Origin of the sequence: Sanguibacter hominis ATCC BAA-789 (genome assembly GCF_012396185.1) — a bacterium.
GTDB lineage: Bacteria > Actinomycetota > Actinomycetes > Actinomycetales > Cellulomonadaceae > Flavimobilis > Flavimobilis hominis.
Genome location: NZ_JAAXOW010000001.1, coordinates 807,054 through 828,065, shown reverse-complemented (window position 1 = coordinate 828,065; position 21,012 = coordinate 807,054). Strand labels below are relative to the sequence as shown.

The 21,012-nt window shown below is 72.0% G+C and carries 18 protein-coding genes; 8 read left to right on the top strand and 10 right to left on the bottom strand.

The window, feature by feature from the left end; all coding sequences use genetic code 11:
• Nucleotides 1–127: 127 nt before the first annotated feature.
• Entirely contained in the window at nt 128–376 is a 249-nt protein-coding gene (locus HF995_RS03775) for a DUF6458 family protein (protein WP_168446435.1), read from the bottom strand.
• Nucleotides 377–617: 241 nt separating this feature from the next.
• On the opposite strand from HF995_RS03775, the gene HF995_RS03770 reads away from it, so the two are divergent.
• Nucleotides 618–833 (top strand): hypothetical protein, encoded by a 216-nt coding sequence (locus tag HF995_RS03770; protein WP_168446434.1) that lies wholly within the window; start codon nt 618–620, stop codon nt 831–833.
• Here the strand turns inward: HF995_RS03770 and HF995_RS03765 are convergent.
• Together HF995_RS03765 and HF995_RS03760 are read right to left on the bottom strand one after the other, a co-directional pair.
• Complete coding sequence (locus HF995_RS03765; protein WP_168446433.1) at nt 809–2,203, bottom strand: GAF domain-containing protein; 1,395 nt, start codon at nt 2,201–2,203, stop codon at nt 809–811. The genes HF995_RS03770 and HF995_RS03765 overlap by 25 nt on opposite strands.
• 86 nt (nt 2,204–2,289) lie before the next feature.
• Nucleotides 2,290–4,275 (bottom strand): phosphoenolpyruvate carboxykinase (GTP), encoded by a 1,986-nt coding sequence (locus HF995_RS03760; RefSeq protein ID WP_168446432.1) that lies wholly within the window; start codon nt 4,273–4,275, stop codon nt 2,290–2,292.
• Between the two features lie 125 nt (nt 4,276–4,400).
• On the opposite strand from HF995_RS03760, the gene HF995_RS03755 reads away from it, so the two are divergent.
• Nucleotides 4,401–5,828, top strand: a complete 1,428-nt coding sequence (locus HF995_RS03755; RefSeq protein WP_168446431.1) for an XRE family transcriptional regulator — start codon at nt 4,401–4,403, stop codon at nt 5,826–5,828.
• A 10-nt stretch (nt 5,829–5,838) separates the two neighbouring features.
• On the opposite strand, the gene HF995_RS03750 is transcribed toward HF995_RS03755, so the two are convergent.
• The gene (locus tag HF995_RS03750) at nt 5,839–7,149 is read right to left on the bottom strand and encodes an alpha/beta fold hydrolase (RefSeq protein WP_168446430.1); all 1,311 of its coding nucleotides are present in this window, start codon (nt 7,147–7,149) and stop codon (nt 5,839–5,841) included.
• 89 nt (nt 7,150–7,238) lie between these two features.
• On the opposite strand from HF995_RS03750, the gene HF995_RS14050 reads away from it, so the two are divergent.
• Nucleotides 7,239–8,387: a matrixin family metalloprotease gene (locus HF995_RS14050; protein ID WP_168446429.1), complete on the top strand. Its 1,149-nt coding sequence runs from the start codon at nt 7,239–7,241 to the stop codon at nt 8,385–8,387.
• 101 nt (nt 8,388–8,488) lie between these two features.
• On the opposite strand, the gene glpK is transcribed toward HF995_RS14050, so the two are convergent.
• The 3 genes from glpK to HF995_RS03730 form a co-directional block, all read right to left on the bottom strand.
• Nucleotides 8,489–10,006, bottom strand: coding sequence for a glycerol kinase GlpK (glpK, locus tag HF995_RS03740; RefSeq protein ID WP_168446428.1), 1,518 nt, complete (start codon nt 10,004–10,006; stop codon nt 8,489–8,491).
• Nucleotides 10,007–10,094: 88 nt separating this feature from the next.
• Nucleotides 10,095–10,826: an MIP/aquaporin family protein gene (locus HF995_RS03735; protein ID WP_168446427.1), complete on the bottom strand. Its 732-nt coding sequence runs from the start codon at nt 10,824–10,826 to the stop codon at nt 10,095–10,097.
• Between the two features lie 118 nt (nt 10,827–10,944).
• Nucleotides 10,945–12,699, bottom strand: coding sequence for a glycerol-3-phosphate dehydrogenase/oxidase (locus HF995_RS03730; RefSeq protein ID WP_168446426.1), 1,755 nt, complete (start codon nt 12,697–12,699; stop codon nt 10,945–10,947).
• 210 nt (nt 12,700–12,909) lie between these two features.
• On the opposite strand from HF995_RS03730, the gene HF995_RS03725 reads away from it, so the two are divergent.
• Complete coding sequence (locus HF995_RS03725; protein ID WP_286189304.1) at nt 12,910–13,881, top strand: sugar-binding transcriptional regulator; 972 nt, start codon at nt 12,910–12,912, stop codon at nt 13,879–13,881.
• A gap of 77 nt (nt 13,882–13,958) precedes the next feature.
• Nucleotides 13,959–14,474: an amino-acid N-acetyltransferase gene (locus HF995_RS03720; RefSeq protein WP_168446424.1), complete on the top strand. Its 516-nt coding sequence runs from the start codon at nt 13,959–13,961 to the stop codon at nt 14,472–14,474.
• A 29-nt stretch (nt 14,475–14,503) separates the two neighbouring features.
• Here HF995_RS03720 and HF995_RS03715 read toward each other — a convergent pair whose 3' ends face one another.
• Nucleotides 14,504–15,379: an HhH-GPD family protein gene (locus tag HF995_RS03715; RefSeq protein WP_350308719.1), complete on the bottom strand. Its 876-nt coding sequence runs from the start codon at nt 15,377–15,379 to the stop codon at nt 14,504–14,506.
• 147 nt (nt 15,380–15,526) lie between these two features.
• Between HF995_RS03715 and HF995_RS03710 the strand changes: the two genes are divergently transcribed.
• A complete protein-coding gene (locus HF995_RS03710) occupies nt 15,527–16,207 on the top strand; it encodes a hypothetical protein (RefSeq protein WP_168446422.1) in 681 nt (226 codons plus the stop codon).
• 251 nt (nt 16,208–16,458) lie between these two features.
• Here HF995_RS03710 and disA read toward each other — a convergent pair whose 3' ends face one another.
• Together disA and radA are read right to left on the bottom strand one after the other, a co-directional pair.
• Complete coding sequence (gene disA / locus HF995_RS03705; RefSeq protein WP_168446421.1) at nt 16,459–17,544, bottom strand: DNA integrity scanning diadenylate cyclase DisA; 1,086 nt, start codon at nt 17,542–17,544, stop codon at nt 16,459–16,461.
• Nucleotides 17,545–17,561: 17 nt separating this feature from the next.
• Nucleotides 17,562–19,013: a DNA repair protein RadA gene (gene radA, locus HF995_RS03700; protein WP_168446420.1), complete on the bottom strand. Its 1,452-nt coding sequence runs from the start codon at nt 19,011–19,013 to the stop codon at nt 17,562–17,564.
• A gap of 106 nt (nt 19,014–19,119) precedes the next feature.
• On the opposite strand from radA, the gene HF995_RS03695 reads away from it, so the two are divergent.
• Both HF995_RS03695 and HF995_RS03690 read left to right on the top strand, forming a co-directional pair.
• Nucleotides 19,120–19,788 (top strand): hypothetical protein, encoded by a 669-nt coding sequence (locus HF995_RS03695; protein ID WP_168446419.1) that lies wholly within the window; start codon nt 19,120–19,122, stop codon nt 19,786–19,788.
• Between the two features lie 67 nt (nt 19,789–19,855).
• Nucleotides 19,856–20,908: a LacI family DNA-binding transcriptional regulator gene (locus HF995_RS03690; protein WP_286189163.1), complete on the top strand. Its 1,053-nt coding sequence runs from the start codon at nt 19,856–19,858 to the stop codon at nt 20,906–20,908.
• Nucleotides 20,909–21,012: the final 104 nt, after the last annotated feature.

The following is a 21,012-nucleotide window of genomic DNA, read 5'->3' as shown; positions in this document are numbered from 1 at the left end:
CATCGCAGGACGTTCGTCCCTTGTGTGGTGGATCGACGGTCGGGTCCGGGCGGAGCCGCGACGGGCAGAACGCGACGAGGCGGCGTCGACCGGAGGGTCGACGCCGCCTCGTCGGGACGCGTGGTGCTCAGACCGTGGGCGGGTTGCCCGCCGGCGGGGCCTGGTGCTCCACGTCGTGCTTCTCGACGTACGCCGTGTGGCTCGTGTTCCGGCGCTGCGACTGCATCGCGAACGCGAGGATCAGTGCGAGCGCACCCGCCGCCATGAGGATGTAGCCGATGATGTTGATGTTGAAGACTTCCCACGCGTCGGGGCTGACCCCGAACGACAGGACTGCGCCGAGCGCGATGAGGAAGATGCCTCCGCCGATACCCATGACTGCTCCGTTTCGTGGGACTGACTGTTCATTCGAGTGTCAGCGGGGTCGTGGCACATCGCATCCCGGGATAGGTGATCCCACCCTGGCGAGGTGACGCATATCACGACTTTTCCCGATTCACCCGCCCTTGGGGGGACGTTTCCCCCTGCCGAAGACGTGTGAGACGTCTAGTGTGAGTTGGAGAGCGTGCGCTGACGCGTGCCAGCTCATCGGGGATGCAAGAAATTCGGGGAGTGACATGAACGAGGGCAACGTCGTGCCCATCCAGCAGGCGCTCGTGCGCCGCGCCGACGGGACGGGCCGCCCAGTCTCGCGCCGCAGGTCTGCCGCGCTGAGCCGGTCGCGGATCGCTGCGGACGCGGCGCTCTTCAACGCGGCCAGCGTGCTCGAGGCCTCGCTCGGGGAGCCCCGGCTCGTCGCCTCGCGCAGCTACCCCCGCAAGCGTCTGGGCTGACCCGCGCTGACCGACCGGGCCCGGCTCGTCCGGCCCGTCTCTTCTCGACGCACCCGGCTCGTCCGGCCCGTCTCTTCTCGACGCACCCGGCCGGTCCCGGTCGTGAGCGCAGCGTCCAGCTCTTCGAGCCTCGCGACGACCGCACACCGCCGCGGTGACCGCGGCGGCAGCAGCCGCAAGCACGCGAGCCACACCTCAACGTCGTCAGCGCCGTCGCTCGTCCGCGCGAACGCGAGCAGGGTGTCGACGCTCGCGCCCGCCAGCAGCGACTCGCGCAGCTGAGCCCGCACGGCCTCCCGCAGGTGCGCCGTGCCCGGCGACTCCGACGCAGGCAGCACCGGGCCCGCGTACGCCGCGAGCGCGATGCGGTGCGCGCCACGCTCGAGGAACGCGAGCACCTGGTGCGCGTCGACGTCGAGCCGGCCGCCCAGGCGGTACGGCCGCGCGAGCGGGCCCAGGTGCGGCGCCACGCCGCGCAGAGCGCGCCGCAGCCGCACCATCTCGGCGCGCAGCGTCACGACCGCGTCGTCCCGCCCGTAGACGGCGTCCGCGAGCTCCGTCGCCGACAGTCCTTCCGGCCGGTCCGCGAGCACCGTGAGGATCTCGGCGTGCCGCTGCGACAGGCGCACCTCGCCAGCCGACGAGCGCAGCACGCCGTCGTCCCGGCCGAGGATCGCGAGCACGGGCGACGGACGGTGCGGCGTCGGTCCGGTCGCGCGCAGCGTCGGCGTGGCAGACAGCTCGACCGGTGCCGCAGCGAGCGCGGGGATCGGCGCGCGACCGCGCTCGATCAGCGCGAGCTCCGCCTCGACGGCTGCAGCCGTCGCCTCGAGCAGCGGCAGCGTCACAGGGGCGACGGCCGCCTCACCGCCGGTGACGTCGAGGACCCCGAGCAGCGTGCCCGTCGCACGGTCGCGCAACGGCACAGCCGAGCACGACCACGGGTGCACCATCCGCGCGAAGTGCTCCTCGCCGCGGATCTGTACCGCCCGCCCGAGGGCGAGAGCCGTCCCGGGTGCGCTCGTGCCCACAGCGCGCTCCGACCAGTCAGCGCCTTCCTGGAACGCGATCGCCTCGGCGCGGCGACGTAGCCGACGGTCGCCGTCGACCCACAGCAGCCGACCTGCGTGGTCGCCGATCGCGACGATCAGTCCCGCGTCCGTGGCGTGCTGGACGAGCAGCCGGTCGATGATCGGGCGCGCCGCCACGAGCGGGTGCTCGTCGCGGTAGGCGCGCAGCTCGTCGTCCGCGACGTCGACGACACCCGGCACGGCGTCCGGATCGAGCGCGAACGCGCGCGAGCGGCGCCACGACTCCGCGACGACGCGACGCAGGGGCGCGTGGTCGTTCCTCTCCGCACCGAGGCGCACGGCGACTCCTCCCGATCGTCGTTGGTCGGTGCGGCGAGGCTAACAAGCGGTCCGACGGGGTGCCAGGGCGCTGGCCCTCAGCGTCGTCAGTCGACCGCCCCGCGGATGTCGGCGACGAGACGCTCCCGCAGGGACTCGAGCTCACCGCGCAGCTCGGCGGGCACGCGCCCGTCGAACCGGTCGAACAGCTCTTCGGTCGACGCCGCCTCGACGAGCCCAGCGTGCGGGTCGACGTCGAACAGCTCGGCAAGGTCCCGCTCTGGGAGGTCGAGACCAGCGAGGTCGAGGTCCTCGAACCGCGGCATGAGACCGACCGTGCCGCGCACGGTGCCCGGCGCGTCCGGACCGCGGCGCGAGTCGGTGCGCCGCGCGATCCACTCGATCACCCGCGAGTTCTCCCCGAAGCCCGGCCACAGGAACCGGCCGTCCGCGCTCTTGCGGAACCAGTTGACCTGGAACACGAGCGGCCGCTTCGACGCGTCGAGCCCGGCACCCACGCGCAACCAGTGCGCCCAGTGCCCGGCCATGTCGTAGCCGCAGAACGGCAGCATCGCGAACGGGTCGCGCCGCAGCTCGCCGACGGTCCCCTCGGCGGCTGCGGTCTGCTCGGAGGAGATGGTCGCGCCGAGGAAGACGCCGTGCTCCCACGAGTACGCTTCGGCGACGAGCGGCACGTTCGTCGCGCGGCGCCCACCGAAGATGATCGCGTCGACCGGGACACCGGCCGGGTCCTCCCACGTGTCCGCCATCGACGGGCACTGGGACGCCGCAACCGTGAACCGCGCGTTCGGGTGCGCGGCGGGCCGACCGCAGCCTGGGGTCCAGTCCTCGCCCCGCCAGTCGGTCAGGTGTGCGGGCGGGGCGTCGGTCATGCCTTCCCACCAGACGTCGCCGTCGTCCGTCAGGGCGACGTTCGTGAAGATCGTGTCCCGTGCGATCGTGCGCATCGCGGTCGGGTTGGTCGACCAGCCGGTACCGGGCGCGACGCCGAAGAACCCGGCCTCGGGGTTGATCGCGCGCAGCGTCCCGTCCGGGCCGGGGCGCAACCACGCGATGTCGTCGCCGACCGTCTCGACCGTCCACCCGGGGATCGTCGGTTGCAGCATCGCGAGGTTCGTCTTGCCGCACGCCGACGGGAACGCGGCGGCGAGGTGGTAGGCGCGGCCCTCGGGCGACGTCGCCCGGATGAGCAGCATGTGCTCGGCGAGCCAGCCGTCGTCACGAGCCATGACGGACGCGATGCGCAGCGCGAAGCACTTCTTGCCGAGCAGGGCGTTGCCGCCGTAGCCCGAGCCGTACGACCAGATCTCGCGGGTCTCCGGCAGGTGCACGATGTACTTCGTCTCGTTGCACGGCCAGGTCACGTCGTCCGGGTGCGGGGCGGGGATGCCCGACGCCGTCGTGCGGCGTGGGCGCGAGCTGTCCCGCTGGACGGGGAAGAGGTCCGCGAGGCCCGGCTCGTCGACGAGCGGACGCAGCGGCATGCCGACCGTGTGGACGGCGGGGACGAAGGGCGCGCCTGCGTCGATGCGGGCCGTGACCTGCGCGCCGACGCGCGTCATGATGCCCATCGACACGACGACGTAGGGCGAGTCTGTGACCTGGATGCCGAGCTGGGAGATGGGCCCGCCGACCGGTCCCATCGAGAAGGGCACGACGAACATCGTGCGGCCCCGCATGGCGCCCGCGGCGACGGTGTGCAGCTCGCGGCGTATCTCGTCGGGTGCGCACCAGTTGTTGGTCGGGCCGGCGTCCTCCTCGCGCTCGGAGCAGATGAAGGTGCGCGACTCGACGCGTGCGACGTCGGACGGGTCAGAGCGGGCGAGGTAGCTGCCCGGGCGCTTCTCCGGGTCGAGGGGGAGGAGCGTGCCCGCCTCGACGAGGTGCGCGAGGAGCGCGGCGCGCTCCTCGGCGGAGCCGTCGCACCACAGGACGTGGTCGGGCTCGAGGAACGCGGCGACGGCGTCGACCCACTCGCCCGCGGTGAGCTGGCGGCCGAGCGCGTCGCGCGGGGAGGGCAGCGTGCCCGGCGCGTGCGGCAGTTCGAGGCGGGGACGGTCGATGACGCTCATCGGTGGCTCCTGTCGTGTGCGGCGGGCGTCGGCAGCCCGTCCTGATTCCACCCTTGCGCCCCTCAGCGCGCGATTCACGAACGGGATCGGGTGAAGATCGCCCGATCTTTCGCTATCGTCAAGCGATGGACCTCATCACGCTCGGGCGCCGCATCAGGCACTTCCGGACCAGCGCCGGTCTCACGCTCGACGACGTCGCGGCGGTGACGGGTCTCGCGCCGTCGCAGCTCTCCCTCATCGAGAACGGCAAGCGCGAGCCGCGCATCAGCGCGCTCGGTACGCTCGCGGTCGCGCTCGGCGTCGACGTGCCCGCCCTCCTGTCGACCGAGCCGCCGTCGCACCGCGCAGCGCTCGAGATCGAGCTCGACCGCGCCCAGCGGTCGACCACCTTCGGCCGGCTCGGCCTCCCCGAGGTCAAGTCCAGCCAGAAGCTGCCGCTGCCCGTCCTCGAGACGCTCGTCGGCCTGCACCGCGAGCTCGCACGCCGCGACGCGGAGGCCGTCGCGACGCCCGAGGAGGCCCGTCGCGCGATCACCGCGCTGCGCCTCGAGATGCGCGAGGTCGACAACTACCTGCCCGAGATCGAGGAGCTCGCCGAGCCGCTCGTCCGCAAGGCCGGGTACACGTCAGGCCCCCTCACGCACCGCGTCGTCGCGGTGCTCGCCGAGCAGCTCGGTTTCACGATCCTGCACACGGACGACCTGCCGTCGTCGACCCGCACGGTCACCGACCTCGCGAACGGCCGGATCTACCTGCCGCCCGCCTCCATCCCGGGCGGTCACGGGCTGCGGTCGCTCGCCCTGCAGGCGATCGCGCACCGCGTGCTCGGCCACGAGCGTCCCGCCTCCTACGCCGACTTCCTGCGGCAGCGCCTCGAGATCAACTACTTCGCCGCCGCGTGCCTCGTCCCGCGCTCGGCTGGCGTCGACTGGTTGACCGCGCGCAAGAAGGAGAAGGATCTCGCCGTCGCGGACTTCCGCGACGCGTTCGGCATCGCCCACGACGCCGCCGCGCAGCGCTTCACCAACCTCGCGACCGCGCACCTCGGCATCCACCTGCACTACGTGCGCGTCGACGGCGCCGGCACGCTCATGCGCGGCTACGAGAACGACGGTGTGCGCTTCCCCGCCGACGTCACGGGCTCGATCGAGGGGCAGACCGTGTGCCGCCGGTGGGCGGCGCGGCAGGCGTTCGCGTCCCGCGACAGGGCGAGCGAGTACTACCAGTACACCGACAAGCCGAACGGCACGTACTGGTGCTCGACGCAGACGGGCACCGCCGAGAGCGGCGAGTTCTCGATCAGCGTCGGCGTGCCGTTCAGCGACGTGAAGTGGTTCCGCGGTCGCGAGACGACGCGCCGCATGACCTCCACGTGCCCGGACGCGGCGTGCTGCCAGCGCCCGCCCGAGCGGCTCGCGCAGCGTTGGGGCGACGCCGCGTGGCCGAGCGCGAAGATGCACAGCCACGTCCTCGCCGCCCTGCCCCGGGGCACGTTCCCGGGCGTCGACGACGGCGAGGTGTACCGGTTCCTCGAGCGGCACGCCCCGGCCTGACGGCGCGGCGCTACAGCCCCTCGTCGAGCATGCCGAGCAGGTGCGGCAGCGCGTTGCCCACGCGCAGCCCGTCGTGCTCGTGCTCGTTCGTGATCCACGTGCGCACGTTCCCGACCTCGGCCGCCGTCGCGAGCGACAGGTCCGCCGGGACGAACATGTCGTCGTGGTAGACCGCTGCGACGACCGGGACCTCGTTCGCGGCCAGGCGCCCGCGGTCGTACAGCTCAGGCCATGACGTGCGAGCGTGCAGCGCCTCGGTCGCTGCGCGGAACGGCCGCAGCTCGGCGATCTCCTCGAACATCCAGGGCAGGATCATCTCGCCCGTGAGCTGGAGCGGCCGCGCGTCGGGCGCGAAGTCGGCCGGCATCGTCGCGGCGGCGGCCCACGGTGTGACGCCGTCGCCGCTGGCATAGATCGACTCGTGCAGCACCGCGTACAGCGGGTTCGTGCGGAAGCCCGTCGCGGACTCGAGGCCCGCGAGGAACGTGTCGGAGAGCCGCTCGTCGGCGCCCGGCGCGCCGTCGGGCAGGAACGCGTCGTCGAGCAGCCAGTGGATGCGGTCCGCGCCGGCCTGCATGCCGAGGTCCATGCCGAGCGACTGCAGGCGGCGCACCGAGACGACGTCGCCGTTCGGCAGGCGCGTCTCGCCGGCGTCGAGCACGTCCGCGACGCGCGCGAGGATCTCGGCGTCGCCCGGGTGCCGACGGCGCATCGCGTCGTTCTTCACCAGGGTGCGCGCCCACGTGTTCGTGTAGAGGGCCGTCGCGTCCGGGTGGATGCTCGCGAGGCCGCCTGTCACGAGGCACGCGTCGAGCGCCTCAGGATGCCGTGACAGGTACGTGAGGGTGAGGAAGCCGCCGTACGACTGGCCGAGCGTCGTCCACCGGCGCCCGCCGTAGACCTGCCGACGCACGGCCTCGGCGTCAGCGACGATCGCGTCCGCGCGGAAGTGCGCGAGGTACTCCGCCTGCGCCGCGGCCTGGGCAGCCGGGTCCGAGCCCGCGCCGTCCGCGAGCGCCGCCATGGTCGCCGCGGTCACGGGGGTCGAACGCCCCGTGCCGCGCTGGTCGAGCAGCACGACACGGAACCGGTCGAGCGCCGCAGCCCACCAGCCGTCGCTCCCGAGCGGGCGCGGAGACCTGCCGCCGGGACCGCCCTGCAAGAAGAGGAGGAGCGGCAGGTCGTCTCCCGCACGGGTCGCCGAGACGAGCTCGCGCGCCAGGACCGTGATCGTGCGCGGGTCTGCGCCGTCGTCGTGGACGAGCGGGACCGTCACGACGTGGTCGATCACGCGGACACCAGGCAGGCGGTGGAGGCTCATGAGCCCATGCTCCCACCCGGGCGAGGAGGACAGTCGTACGTGCGCAGGTCATGCGTGACGGATGCTCCTCGATACGCCACGATGTGGGGGTGACCACGCCCGGCGATCCCGCGATCCCTCCGAGCAACCCCTGGGACTCCGGGCGCGACGACGACGGCGTCGTCGAGCGCCGCGAGCCACAGTCGTGGTCGCCGGAGCCGCTGGTCCCGCCTCGCGGGGTGCCCGTGCCCGGGACCGGGGGACAAGACTCGTGGACGCCCGAGAACGTGGACGTACAGTGGACCGCCATGGAGCAGCAGCTCCGCGACGACGAGTCCCTTGCGAGGGCCTTCGCCCGGTACGAGCGAGAGGCAGACCGGCCGCGCACCCGCCGCCAGCGGCCCGAAGCGTGGCACGTCCCGTCGCCCGCCACCTCTCGAGCACCCCGCCGGGACAGCAGCCCGCTCACCGGGTTCCTCGTCATCGTGATCGTCGTCGTCTCCCTCATCGCGGGTTACAGCCGCTGGGGCCCGAACCGGGTCGACCCGTCACTGACCGTGCCCATGTCCGACCTCGCCGACATGCCACGGGTCACGTCACGGCTCCGCCCTCCCGCGGGGTTCGAGGAGCAGCGTGAGCGGCTGCTCCCCGCCGTCAGCACACAAGGGCTCGTCGGCACCTACGAGTTCTTGAACTACCACGACCAGATGCCGGTGACCTGGTCACCCTGCCGGCCGCTGCGCGTCGTCGTCGACACCGCGCGTGCGCCACAGGACTTCGTCGACTGGGTGAGCCACGTCCTCGCCGAGGCGAGCGAGCTGACGGGCCTGCAGATCATCCTCGACGGCACCACGAGCGAGCGGGTCAGCTTCGAGCGCGAGGCATACCAGCCGGACCAGTACGGCGGGCGGTGGGCTCCCGTGATCATCGGGTTCGCCGACGAGGCGGAGATGCCGGGGCTCGCCGGCACCATCGCAGGGCTCGGGGGTTCCTCCGCGCTCGAGTTCGGCGGCAGTGTCGGATACGTGACAGGCGCCGTCGCGATCGATACGACGATGCTCGACTACCCGCGGTACGCGGGGGAGCCGGGCTACGTGCAGGTGCTGCGCCACGAGGTCGGCCACATGCTCGGCCTGGACCACGTCGAGGACACGGACGCACTCATGCACCCGAGCGACTCGACGAGGACGTCGTGGGGCCCTGGCGACCGTGCTGGGCTCGCCGTCCTCGGCTCAGGGGAGTGCCAGCCGGACCTCTGACCGGCCCGCCGACGCGCAGCTCCCAGACGCACAGATCGCCCGTCTGCACACTCCACGTGTGCAGACGGGCGATCCGTGTGTAGAGAAGGAGGCCGAGCGGTCTACTTCACGTCGTCGTCGACCCAGTCGAGGGTCTTCGTGACGGCCTTCTTCCAGAGGCGGTACTGACGGTCGCGCTCTTCCGGCTCGATCGTCGGCTTCCAGCGGCCGCCCTCGACCCAGTTGTCGCGGACGTCCTGCTCGCCCTCCCAGAACCCGACTGCGATACCCGCCGCGTAGGCCGCGCCGAGCGCCGTCGTCTCGGCGACCTTCGGTCGCACGACCTCGACGTCGAGGATGTCCGCCTGGAACTGCATGAGCAGCTCGTTGGACACCATGCCGCCGTCGACCTTGAGCTCCTTGAGGGGGACGCCCGAGTCGGCGTTCATCGCGTCGAGCACCTCGCGCGTCTGGAAGGCCGTGGCCTCCAGAGCAGCACGCGCGATGTGGTTCTTGTTGACGTAGCGCGTCAGGCCGACGAGCGCCCCGCGCGCGTCGGAGCGCCAGTGCGGTGCGAACAAGCCCGAGAACGCCGGCACGAAGTACGCGCCACCGTTGTCCTCGACCTTGCTCGCCAGGTGCTCGATGTCCGGCGCGTCGTCGAACATGCCGAGGTTGTCACGCAGCCACTGCACGAGCGACCCCGTCACCGCGATCGAACCCTCGAGCGCGTACACCGCGGGCTGGTCGCCGATCTTGTAGCAGACCGTCGTCAGCAGGCCGTTCTCCGACCGGACCGGCTCCGTGCCCGTGTTGAGCAGCATGAAGTTGCCCGTGCCGTACGTGTTCTTGGCCGTACCGACCTCGAAGCACGCCTGGCCGAACGTCGCGGCCTGCTGGTCGCCGAGGATGCCGGCGATCGGCACGCCGGGCACCATGCCCCGCGCACGGCCGTGGCCGTACACCTCGGACGACGAGCGGATCTCGGGGAGCATCGACATGGGGATCGTCATGTCCCTCGCGATGTCCTCGTTCCAGTCGAGGGTGTCGATGTTCATGAGCATCGTGCGCGACGCGTTGGTGACGTCGGTGACGTGCACGCCGCCCTCGGGGCCGCCCGTCATGTTCCACAGCACCCAGGTGTCGGTGTTGCCGAACAGCAGGTCGCCGCGCTCGGCCGCCTCGCGGGCGCCCTCGACGTTGTCGAGGATCCACTTGACCTTCGGGCCGGAGAAGTACGTCGCGAGCGGCAGCCCGACGATGTCCTTGTACTTCTCGGGGCCGTCCGAGCCACCCAGCTCGTCGACGATCTTCTGGGTACGCGTGTCCTGCCAGACGATCGCGTTGTAGACCGGCTTGCCGGTCGTCTTGTCCCAGACGACCGCCGTCTCGCGCTGGTTCGTGATGCCGACTGCCGCGACGTCCTCGTGCGTGGCGTTGCCGCGCGTCAGAGCGATGCCGACAGCCTCGCGGACGTTGTTCCAGATCTGCTCCGGGTTGTGCTCGACCCAGCCGGCCTGGGGAAAGATCTGGTCGTGCTCGAGCTGGCCGACCGAGTGGATCGTGCCCTCGTGGGTGAAGAGGATCGCCCGAGAGCTTGTGGTGCCCTGGTCGATCGCAAGGACGTACTTCTTCGTCATGGTCCAGGTTTCCTTCGCGTCGTGTGCGGGGGGTCAGGTGTGCCTGCGGAAGGCCGCCGTTCGTGGCGGCCTTCCGCGCTAGACAAGGTCAGGCGACGGCGGTGGCCAGGAGGCCGGCGAGAACACCGCCGATGATCGGGCCGACGACGGGCACCCAGGCGTAGCCCCAGTCGCTCGAGCCCTTGCCCTTGATCGGGAGGAGGGCGTGCGCGATTCGGGGCGCGAGGTCACGTGCCGGGTTGATCGCGTAGCCGGTGGGCCCGCCGAGGCTCATGCCGATACCGACCACGAGCAGCGCGACCGCGAGCGGGCCGAGCTCGTGCGGCGAGTTGCCGAACTGCAGGATGACGAACACGAGCACGAACGTGCCGAGGGCCTCCGTGACGAGGTTCCAGCCGTAGGAACGGATCGCCGGGCCGGTCGAGAAGACAGCGAGCTTGGAGCCCGAGTCGGCGTCGGCGTCGTCGAAGTGCTTCTTGTAGGCGAGGTAGGCGAGGACAGCGCCGATGAACGCGCCGACCATCTCCCCCGAGAGGTAGACCAGGGTGCTGGTGACGTCGACAGGGATGCCGTCGACGTAGTTCTCCTGCTTGTTCGCGATGATGCCGAACGTGACGGCCGGGTTGAGGTGTGCTCCCGACTTCCACGCCGCCCACACGCCTGCGTAGACGGCAAGCCCCCACCCGAACGTGATGACGACCCATCCCGCGTTGAATCCCTTGTTCTTCGGGAGGACGACGTTGGCGACGACGCCCGCGCCGAGGAGGATCAGGAGTGCCGTGCCGATCACTTCGGAGACGAAGATGTCGGTCAGTGTCATGGTGTGCCCGCTTTCATTGACTTCGTTGTCGTGGATACCCGTCCGCCCCTCGCGGACGGGCCAGACCGCCCGAGGGCGGCCGGTCGGTGCTGGCGGGCGCCAGCACCGACCTGGACGCTCAGTGAGAACCGAGCGTTGTCATGGGGCTGATATCAGCAGCCTTGAGGCGCGTCTCCTCGGCGGAGGCGTCGTCGAGGTCGTGGGAAGCAGCTTCCTCGGCCTCGGCGCGCGCGGTGTAGGACGCGATCTCCGCCGCCCGGCGCTCGTCGTCCCAGCCGAGGATCGGCGCGATGATGTCGACGATCTCGGGGAGGGCGGCGAGCCCACGGTCGCGCTCCTCGTAGACGAGGCGCGTGCGGTGCAGCATCACGTCTTCGAGGTGGAGGACACCCTCGTGGCTCGCCGCGTAGGAGACCTCGGCGCGGAGATACGCGGACGCGTGCTCGAGCGGCTTGGCGAGGCTCGGGTCCTGCTCGCACAGGTGGACGATGTCTGCGACGAGCGCGCCGTACCGGTGGAAGAGGTGGTCGAGCATGGCGTTCGACCACCCGTACGTCGAGGCGTGGGTGCGCGCCCAGTTGCGCTGGGCCTCGAGCCCGACGGCGCCGAGCAGCGGCGTCTTGGACGTCACGGACGGGAGCTGGCTCGCCTCCGCGCCGAGCGCGAAGTCGACGGCGTCCTCAGCCATGACACGGTAGGTGGTGAGCTTGCCGCCCGCGATGACGGTGAGGCCTGGCTCGGGTGAGGCGACAGTGTGCTCACGCGACACCTTGGCCGACGACGTGCCCTCCTTGGTGCCCGGCTGCAGGAGCGGGCGCAGGCCCGCCCACGTGCCGATGATGTCGTCGCGCGTGAGCGGCTCGGCGAGGACGGCGTTCGCGTGCTCGAGGACGTAGTCGATGTCGGCCGAGGTCGCGACGGGGTGCGTGAGCTCCTGCTCCCACGGGGTGTCCGTCGTGCCGATGACCCAGTAGCGGGACCACGGGATGACGAAAAGCACGGACTTCTCGGTCTGGAGGATCAGGCCGACCTTGCCGCGGATGCGGTCGCGCGGGACGACGATGTGGATGCCCTTGGACGCGAGCACCCGCAGCCCGCCGGAGCCGCCCGCGAGAGCCTCGGTGTCCTCGGTCCAGACGCCCGTGGCGTTGATGACGTGGCGAGCCTTGGCGGTGATCTTCTCGCCGGTCTCGAGGTCCTGGAGGACGGCGCCGTCGATGCGGCCGCGCGCGTTCTTCGTGAGCTCGACGACCTGGGTGCGGCTCGCGGCGTGGGCGCCGTAGCCCGCGGCGGTCCGGACGAGGGTCGAGACGAGGCGCGCGTCATCGACGCTCGCGTCCCAGTAGCGCAGCGCGCCGACGGCGGCGTCGTGGCGCAGGTCGGGGAACAGGCGGTCCATGCCCTTGCGGCTGAGGTGGCGGTGCCACGGCATCGCGCGCTTGCCGGGGGCGAGGGTCGCGAGCCCGTCGTACAGGGCGACGCCGGCGCCGACATAGGCGCGCTCCCAGACCTTGTGCTCGAGCGGGTACAGGAACGAGACCGGCTTGACGAGGTGCGGGGCGAGCTTGTTGATGAGGAGGTCGCGCTCGGTGAGCGCCTCCTTGACCAGGTGGAAGTCGAGCATCTGCAGGTAGCGCAGGCCACCGTGCACGAGCTTCGAGGAACGGCTCGATGTGCCGGAGGACCAGTCCTGCGCCTCGACGATCGCGGTGCTCAGGCCGCGGGTCACGGCGTCGAGCGCGATGCCGGCGCCGGTCACGCCGCCGCCGACGACCAGGACGTCGAGCGGGGTGGCCGCGCTCTGGCGGAGCGCCTCGAGCGAGGCCTCACGGGTGCTGGGGGTCAGACGGGTTGACGTGCCGGAGACTGACATTGCTGGCCTTTCGCCGGAGGTTGGTGCTGTTCCGGTCTCAACCAAACATCGGTAGAACATCCGCGCAACCGGGCTGCACATATGTGCAACGCTAGGACCAAGATCCCGGGTGACAAGACCCTCTGGGACGTCCGTGGAGGTGGCAGCGTGGCAATTCGTTCAGACCTGCGTTCCCTGCGGCACAGCCGCGACGCGTACGCCGCGGCATCGATGTACTACCTCCAGGACATGAAGATGGAGACGATCGCCAAGCACCTCGGGACGTCCCGCTCGACCGTCTCGAGGATGATCCGCGACGCCCGCGAGAGCGGCATCGTCGAGATCACCCTGCGCCCCACGCACTCCCGAGCGCCCGGCCTCACGCAGCGTCTGCGCGACGACTACGACATCGAGGCGTTCGTCGTCCCCGTCCCCGATTCGGGAGCGCAGCTCGACCGCCTCGACCAGGTCGCCCGCACGACTGCCCGCCTGATCACGTCCTGGTTCGACTCCGAGATGGTCCTCGCGATCGCCTGGGGCACCACGATCAACGCCATCTCCGGGCACCTGACGAACAAGCCCACGCGCGGCTCCGCCGTCGTGCAGCTCAACGGGGCCGCCAACACCCGCACCTCCGGCGTCGACTACGCCGGCGACCTCATCTCCGGCTTCGGGCGCGCCTTCGGCGCGCACGTCCACTACTTCCCCGTCCCCGCGTTCTTCGACTACGCCGAGACGCGCGACGCGATGTGGCGCGAGCGCAGCGTGCAGCGCGTCGTCGACGTGCAGCGCCGCGCCGACATCGCCCTGTTCTCGGTCGGAGCCCTCCAGGGCGAGCTCCCGAGCCACGTCTACTCCGCCGGTTACCTCGAGCCGGACGACGTCGCGACCCTCGAGGCCGAGGGCGTCGTCGGCGACGTCTGCACGGTCTTCCTGCGCGCCGACGGCACCTACTCCGACATCGACCTCAACGCGCGCGCGACCGGCCCCACACCAGCCCAGCTGCGTGCCGTTCCCCGGCGCGTCTGCGCGGTCGCAGGCGACAACAAGGTCGTCCCGCTGCGCGCCGCCCTCCTCGCCGGCGCGGTCACCCACCTCGTCATCGACGAGCTGACCGCGCTGCGCCTCTTCGAGCTCGACGACGCCGAGCGCGCGGCCGCCGAACGTGGCGCCGCGCTGCGCGACGCCACGACGGTGTCGTGACGGCCGCGCGGGCTGCGCAGCAGCCACTTCCTGTGCAGGTCAGCGCTTCGCGGTGCCGGGGTAGTAGCGTGCAGGGCGTGCCCGAAGCCTCCCGCGAGTTCACCGTCCGGCCCGCCCTGCCCGCAGACGTCCGAGCCATCCGCGAGCTGGTCGAACCGTACGCGAACGAGCGCATCCTCATCGCCAAGGAGCAGGTGACGTACTACGAGGCCGTGCAGGAGTTCGTCGTCGCGGTCGACGCCGACGGCACGGTCGTCGGCTGTGGCGCCCTGCACGTGATGTGGGTCGACCTCGCGGAGATCCGCACCCTCGCCGTCGCCCCGGGGTGGAACGGCACGGGCGCAGGCTCCGCGCTGCTGACGACGCTCCTCGACCGGGCGCGTGCGCTCGGACTGGCACGCGTATTCTGCCTGACCTTCGAGGTCGACTTCTTCACCCGGCACGGCTTCGAGGAGATCGAGGGGACGGTCGTCTCACCCGAGGTGTACGCCGAGCTCCTGCGCTCGCACGACGACGGCGTCGCCGAGTTCCTCGACCTCGCCCGCGTGAAGCCCAACACGCTCGGCAACACCCGGATGCTCCTGCACCTCTGACGCCGCCGAGCGCGGGCCCACCGCCGCGCTCAGCGCGGAAGCACGTAGCCGTCCGGCGTCTGCTCGGCGAGATGGTCCTCCACGAGCCCGGCGAGCGCGCGGTCCAGCTGTGCAGGGTCGGGCCAGTCGATGCCCGCGCGCGGCACCGGCCCGTCCGCCGCGCGCAGCGCCGCCATGACCCGGCCACGGCACTGCCGGTCCGTCCCCGCCCACGCCTGCGTGCGGCGTCGGGCAGCGTGCTCGTCCGCAGGGAAGCCCGCGAGGCGCCACGCGCACAGGTCAGCGACCGGGCACTCCCCGCACCGCGGGGAGCGCGCCGTGCACACGAGCGCGCCGAGCTCCATCGACGCCGCCGCCCACTCGGCAGCCTCCGCGTCATCCTGCGGGACGAGCGCCTCCGCGCGCCGCACCTCGGCGACCGTCTGGTGCGGGTGCGGCAGGGCAACGCCGTCGAGAGCCCGTGCGAGGACGCGTCGCACGTTCGTGTCCAGGACGACGGCGCGACGCCCGAACGCGAACGCCGTCACCGCGCCCGCCGTGTACGCCCCGACCCCCGGCAACGCGAGCAGCTCGTCGAGACCGTCCGGCACCTGACCGTCGTGCCGCTCGGTGATGGCGTGCGCGCAGTCCTGCAACCGCAACGCGCGCCGCGGGTAGCCGAGCCGACCCCACGCGCGCAGCACGTCCGCCGTCGGCGCTGCGGCCAGGTCCGCCGGCCCAGGCCAGCGCGCCATCCACTCGCGCCACACCGGCTCGACCCGCACGACCGGCGTCTGCTGGAGCATCACCTCGCTCACGAGCACGCCCCACGGCGTACGGTCCGGCGCACGCCACGGCAGGTCACGTGCCGCGCGCGCGAACCACGCGCCGACGCGCTCGCGGACCAGGGCGGGGGAGGGAGGCACGACGACGATTCTGCGCGACGCGGCACGCGATGCGCACCTCGTGCCATGCGGTGCGCGCGGTGCGGCGCGCCTCGCGACGCCGCGCCTGCTCGGTTCGTAGCCTGGGTGCAGCATCGCCGCCGACGTCGACCCAGGGAAGGTGGGAGCGTGAGCACAGTCATCCGCCCTGTGGGCCCGCTGCCCCCTCGCGTGTACTGGGTGCGTCGGCTCCTGCTGATCGCTGCGGTCGTCGTCGTGGTCGCTCTGGTCGCAGCCGCCGTCAGCAAGATCGCGGGAGCCGGCGACGCTCCCACAGCGAAGCCGACCGTGTCAGCCGCGGCCACCGAACCGTCAGGCTCCGGCGGCAAGGACGGCCAGCCGGCGGGCGGCACCGACGAGAAGCCCGCCGACCAGAGCGCCGAGGAGCCCGTGAAGGACGGTGCCGAGTCCGGGGGATCGGGCGACGTGCCCGCGTGCGCACAGGAGGACGTCGGCATCACGCTCTCCGCCGACGGCGAGACGTTCCAGGGTCGCAACGTGAAGTTCGCCCTCGAGGTGACGAACACGAGCGACCGTTCCTGCCTGATCGACGTCACCGACAAGACGCGCGAGCTCGTGATCGTCTCGGGCCCCGCACGCATCTGGGGCAGCGCCGACTGCGTCGACCCGAAGCCGCGGATGCTGCTGCTCGCGGCGGGCCAGTCCGACACAGCGTCGCTCACGTGGAAGCGGGTGCGGTCCGAGCCGGGCTGCCCGACGAAGGGCGTCGAGGCGAAGGCCGGAACCTACCGCGCGACGGCGAGCATCCTCGGAAAGACGTCCGACGAGGTTGTGCTCGTCCTGTCCTGAGTCGGACGCCTGCGCTGCCTCCCCACCTGTGACGCGCGCGCCCCGGAGCCCGAGTCCTGCCCGGCGCGTTCGTCGACGCTCCCGGCCTGTTCGCCGAGGTAGGTCCGTGCACGCCAGGTAGGGCTCTGGAGGGGCCTGTCTGGCGTGGAACCCACTACCTGGCGGGGAACCCACTTACCTCGGGTGGCTTGTCCGGCCTGGAACGCGCTACCTCGCGCGGCTTGTCTGGCGGGTGACCCTGGCGGGGTGGGTCAGACGTAGCGCTCGAGGATGCTCGACTCGGCGAGACGCGACAGACCTTCACGGATCGCGCGGGCGCGCTGCTCGCCGACACCTTCGACGCTCATGAGCTCCTCGATCGTCGCGGCGAGCATGCGCTGCAGGCCGCCGAAGTGCACGACGAGCCGCTCGACGATCGCGCCCGGCAGGCGGGGAACCTTCGACAGGAGGCGGTACCCGTGCGGGGCGACCGCGGCGTCGAGCGCCTCGCCCCCACCCGGCAGGCCGAGGACCCGCCCGATCTGCGACAGGTCCAGCAGCTGGGTCGAGTCGAGGTCGCCGAGCTCGGCGAGGACGTCGGCCGACGTGCGGTCCTTGCGGGACAGCTCGACATAGTCCCGGATGACGGCGTCCCGGTCGGAGCCGAGGCCGCCGATCAGCTCGTCGAGCTGGAGCGACAGCAGGCGCCCGTCGGTGCCGAGCTCGATGACGTAGCCGGCGATCTCCTCGGAGATGCGTCCGACCATCTCGAGACGCTGCACGACGGCGCACACGTCGCGGACCGTGACGAGATCCTCGATCTCGAGCGCGGAGAGCGTGCCGGACACCTCGTCGAGGCGGGCGCGGTACCGCTCGAGCGTCGCGAGCGCCTGGTTCGCGCGGGACTGGATCGCCTCGGTGTCCTCGATGACGTGACGCGAGCCACCCGAGTAGACGGCGACGATCCGCATCGACTGGCTCACCGAGATGACCGGGAAGCCGGTCTGCTTGGCGACGCGCTCAGCGGTGCGGTGGCGGGTGCCCGACTCGGACGTGGAGATCGTCGGATCGGGGAGGAGCTGCACGGCGGCGCGCACGATGCGCGAGGCGTGCCGGTCGAGGACGATCGCGCCGTCCATCTTCGCGAGCTCGCGCAGACGGGTCGCGGAGAACTCGACGTCGAGCTCGAACCCGCCCGAGCAGATGTCGTCGACGACGCCGTCCATGCCCATGACGATCAGCGCGCCGGTGCGCCCACGCAGGATGCGTTCGAGGCCGTCCCGGAGCTCGGTGCCGGGCGCGACAGCCGCGAGGGTGTCACGAAGCTGGTCGTCCAGGTGGGCTGAGTACGGAGGCACGAGGCCGATCCTAGCCGTCAGGCGCCTCGCAGCGCCGCCGTTGCGCCGTTCGCCGCGCCGAGGTGATCCTCGGCCGGGCCGAGAGCGAGCTCCGCAGCTTGCGCGACGTGCACGGCCGGCAGGACGGTCATCCCGGCAGGCACCTGGTCGAGCGTCTCGAACGACACCTGCGGGACGATCGCCCGACGCAGGCCGAGGCGCGCAGCCTCGGCGAGACGCCGCCCGAGCGCGGACACCGGACGCAGGTCTCCCGAGAGCCCGACCTCGCCGACCGCGATCGTCCCGCGGGCGACCGGCCGGTGGCTCACGGCGCTCGCCGCGGCGAGCGCGATCGCGAGGTCCGCCGACGGCTCGACGACGCGCAGGCCCCCGATCGTCGAGATGTACATGTCGAGCTGTTCGGCGCGCAGGCCCGCGAAGCGGTGCATGACGGCAAGGATCATCGCGACCCGGCTCGAGTCGATCCCGTTCGTCGTGCGGCGCGGGTTCGCGAGCGTCGTCGGGACCGCGAGCGACTGCACCTCGAGAGGGAGCGGACGGCGGCCCTCGAGCGTCACCGTCACGCACGTGCCGGGAGTCTCGGAGACGGTGTGCGACAGGAAGAGCCCGCTCGGGTCGGCGAGGCCGACGATCCCCGACTCGGTGAGCTCGAAGCAGCCGACCTCGTCGGTCGCGCCGTAGCGGTTCTTGACCGCCCGGACCATGCGCAGGCTCGAGTGGCGGTCGCCCTCGAACTGACAGACGACGTCGACGAGGTGCTCGAGCGTGCGAGGACCCGCGACGGAGCCGTCCTTCGTCACGTGGCCGACCAGGAGGACCGGCATGTCGCGGCCCTTCGCGGCCGCGATGATCGCGCCAGCGACCTCCTTGACCTGAGCGACGCCGCCCGGCCCGCCCTCGACCTGGGCCGACGCGATGGTCTGCACCGAGTCCAGCACGAGGAGGTACGGGTCGGTCGCCTCGATGTGCCCGAGGACCGTCCCGAGGTCCGTCTCGGCGGCGAGGAGCAGGTTCGGGTCGAGCGCGCCGATCCGTTCGGCGCGCAGCCGCACCTGCCCGGCCGACTCCTCGCCCGTCACGTACAGGACGGTGCGGCCGCTCGCTGCGGCGATCGACGCGACGTCGAGCAGGAGGGTCGACTTGCCGACGCCCGGCTCGCCCGCGAGCAGGACGACGGCCCCCGGTACGAGACCGCCCCCGAGGACGCGGTCGAGCTCCGCGACGCCCGTCGGCACCGCGCGAGCCGCGTCGACGGGGATCTGGTCGATCGGACGCGCCGGGGTGCGCGCGGGAGACGTCGCCGACGTGCGCGGACCCGCCGTCGGCCCCGCGCTCTGCGAGACCGTTCCCCACTCCTGGCACTCGCCGCACCGCCCGACCCACTTGCTCGTGGTCCAGCCGCACTCGCTGCACGCGAACGCGGGGCGCGACGGGCGCGCAGAGGTGCGGGTGGCGGCGGGAGGCGTCATGGGCGACACGGTATCTGCCCCGTCCGACACGCTCGCGTGCCATGGACGCCAGGACGCGGCCCGCCCGGTCCCCGTAGGCTCGGGACGATCGACGGAAGGACGTGAGATGTCTGAGCACACCGAGCCCAACCAGGTCCCCGAGCCGGCCGAGCCGGTGAAGGTGGGAGCGAGAGGCCAGGTGCCCGAGCACGGGCGCAGCCGCCCGCGGCGGCGCGGCCTCGTCCTGGGGATCGTCGGTGCGGTCGTCCTCGTCGGTGGCGGCGTGACGGCTGCCGTGCTCGCGAACCGGGAGCCGACGGCGCCCGTGACGCCGCCCGCCGTGACGATCACCAACCCGGTGCCCACGGCCGCGGTCGCGCCTGCCCCGCGCGAGGAGCCGACGCCGCTCGTCGCGGCTCTCCCTGACACGGTCCTGCAGTGGGCGTTCGCGGGGGTCGAGGACGCCGAGGGGCCCGGCGACGCCCTCGAGTCGTACCGCGTGACGTACACGGACGGGGCGGGTGGCGACATCGTGCTCGAGGTGACCCAGCTGCGCGACGCCGACGCGTCGCGTGCGACCGCCGGGGCGCGTGCGGGGGCGTTCGCGGAGGCGACGCCGGACGGCACCGCGACGGTGCTCCCGGTCGTGATCGGCGGCGCGCAGACGTCGGAGGCGACCATCCGTGCCGTGCCTTCGGGGACGGGCGGGGCGACGTGGGTGAACGGGACCGTGGCGTTCCACGCCGAGGGGCCTGCGGACGGCATCGAGGACTTCTTCCGCGCGTTCCCGCTGTGAGGCTCCCCCGGTGAGATAGTTGTCGCACGCGCGGTCCGGCCGCGCCTGATCGACAGGGGAGCACGACATGGCGCTCGGCGAGGTGGGTGTGCGTCCCGGCGCGTCTCGAGCGCCCTCGATGGCGGACGTCGCCGAGCGTGCCGGCGTCTCCCACCAGACTGTCTCGCGCGTGCTCAACGACCACCCGAACGTGCGGCCGGAGACGCGTGCGCGCGTCCTCGACGCGATCGACGAGCTGGGCTACCGCCGCAACAGCGCGGCGCGTGCGCTCGCGACGAACAGGTCGGGGATCTTCGGCGTCGTCTCGACCGGCTCGGCGCTGTACGGCCCGTCGTCGACGGCGATCGGTATCGAGGTCGCGGCGCGCGAGGCTGGGTACTACGTGTCGGTCGCGACGGTGACGCGGTTCGACCCGGCGTCGATGCGGCAGGTCATGGACCACTTCCTCGGTCAGGGTGTCGAGGGGATCATCATGATCGCGCCGCAGGTCGACGCGACCCGTGCGGTCGTGAGCCTGGCGGCTCCCGTCCCGGTGGTCATGATCTCGTCGACGGGGATCCGTGAGGGTTCTCCCGGTCCGGGCATGATCCGCTCGGTGAGCGTCGACCAGGTCGCGGGTGCGACGGCGGTCACCGACCACCTGATCGGGCTGGGCCACGAGCAGGTCGTGCACCTCGCAGGTCCGCAGGACTGGTTCGACGCACGGGCGCGCGTCGCGGGCTGGCGGGCTGCGGTCGAGCGTGCTGGGCTCGCGATGGAGGACCCGCTGCCGGGTGACTGGACTGCGGAGCGCGGGTACTCGGCGGGCCGGCGGATGGTGCGCGAGGGACTGCCGACCGCGGTGTTCGCGGCGAACGACCAGCTGGCGCTGGGGATGCTGCGAGCGTTCTGGGAGTCGGGGGTGCGGGTGCCTGAGGACGTGTCGGTGGCGGGGTTCGACGACGCGACCGGTGCTGCGCACTTCATCCCTCCGTTGACGACGGTGCGGCAGGACTTCCAGGCGCTCGGGCGGCTGGCGATCGATGCGATGCGCACGATGCTCGCTGGTCGGGAGCCGGTCGTGACGCCGCTCGTCCCGACGCTCCAGGTGCGGGCGAGCACGGCCCCGCCGCGCCCCTGAGCCGACGTCGGGGGGCAGGTCCCGCGGAAGCGCGCGGCTGAGCGCCAGATCGGACTTCTTCGGACAAGCGTGTTGCCGACGCGCGATTGTTAGCGCTAACATGA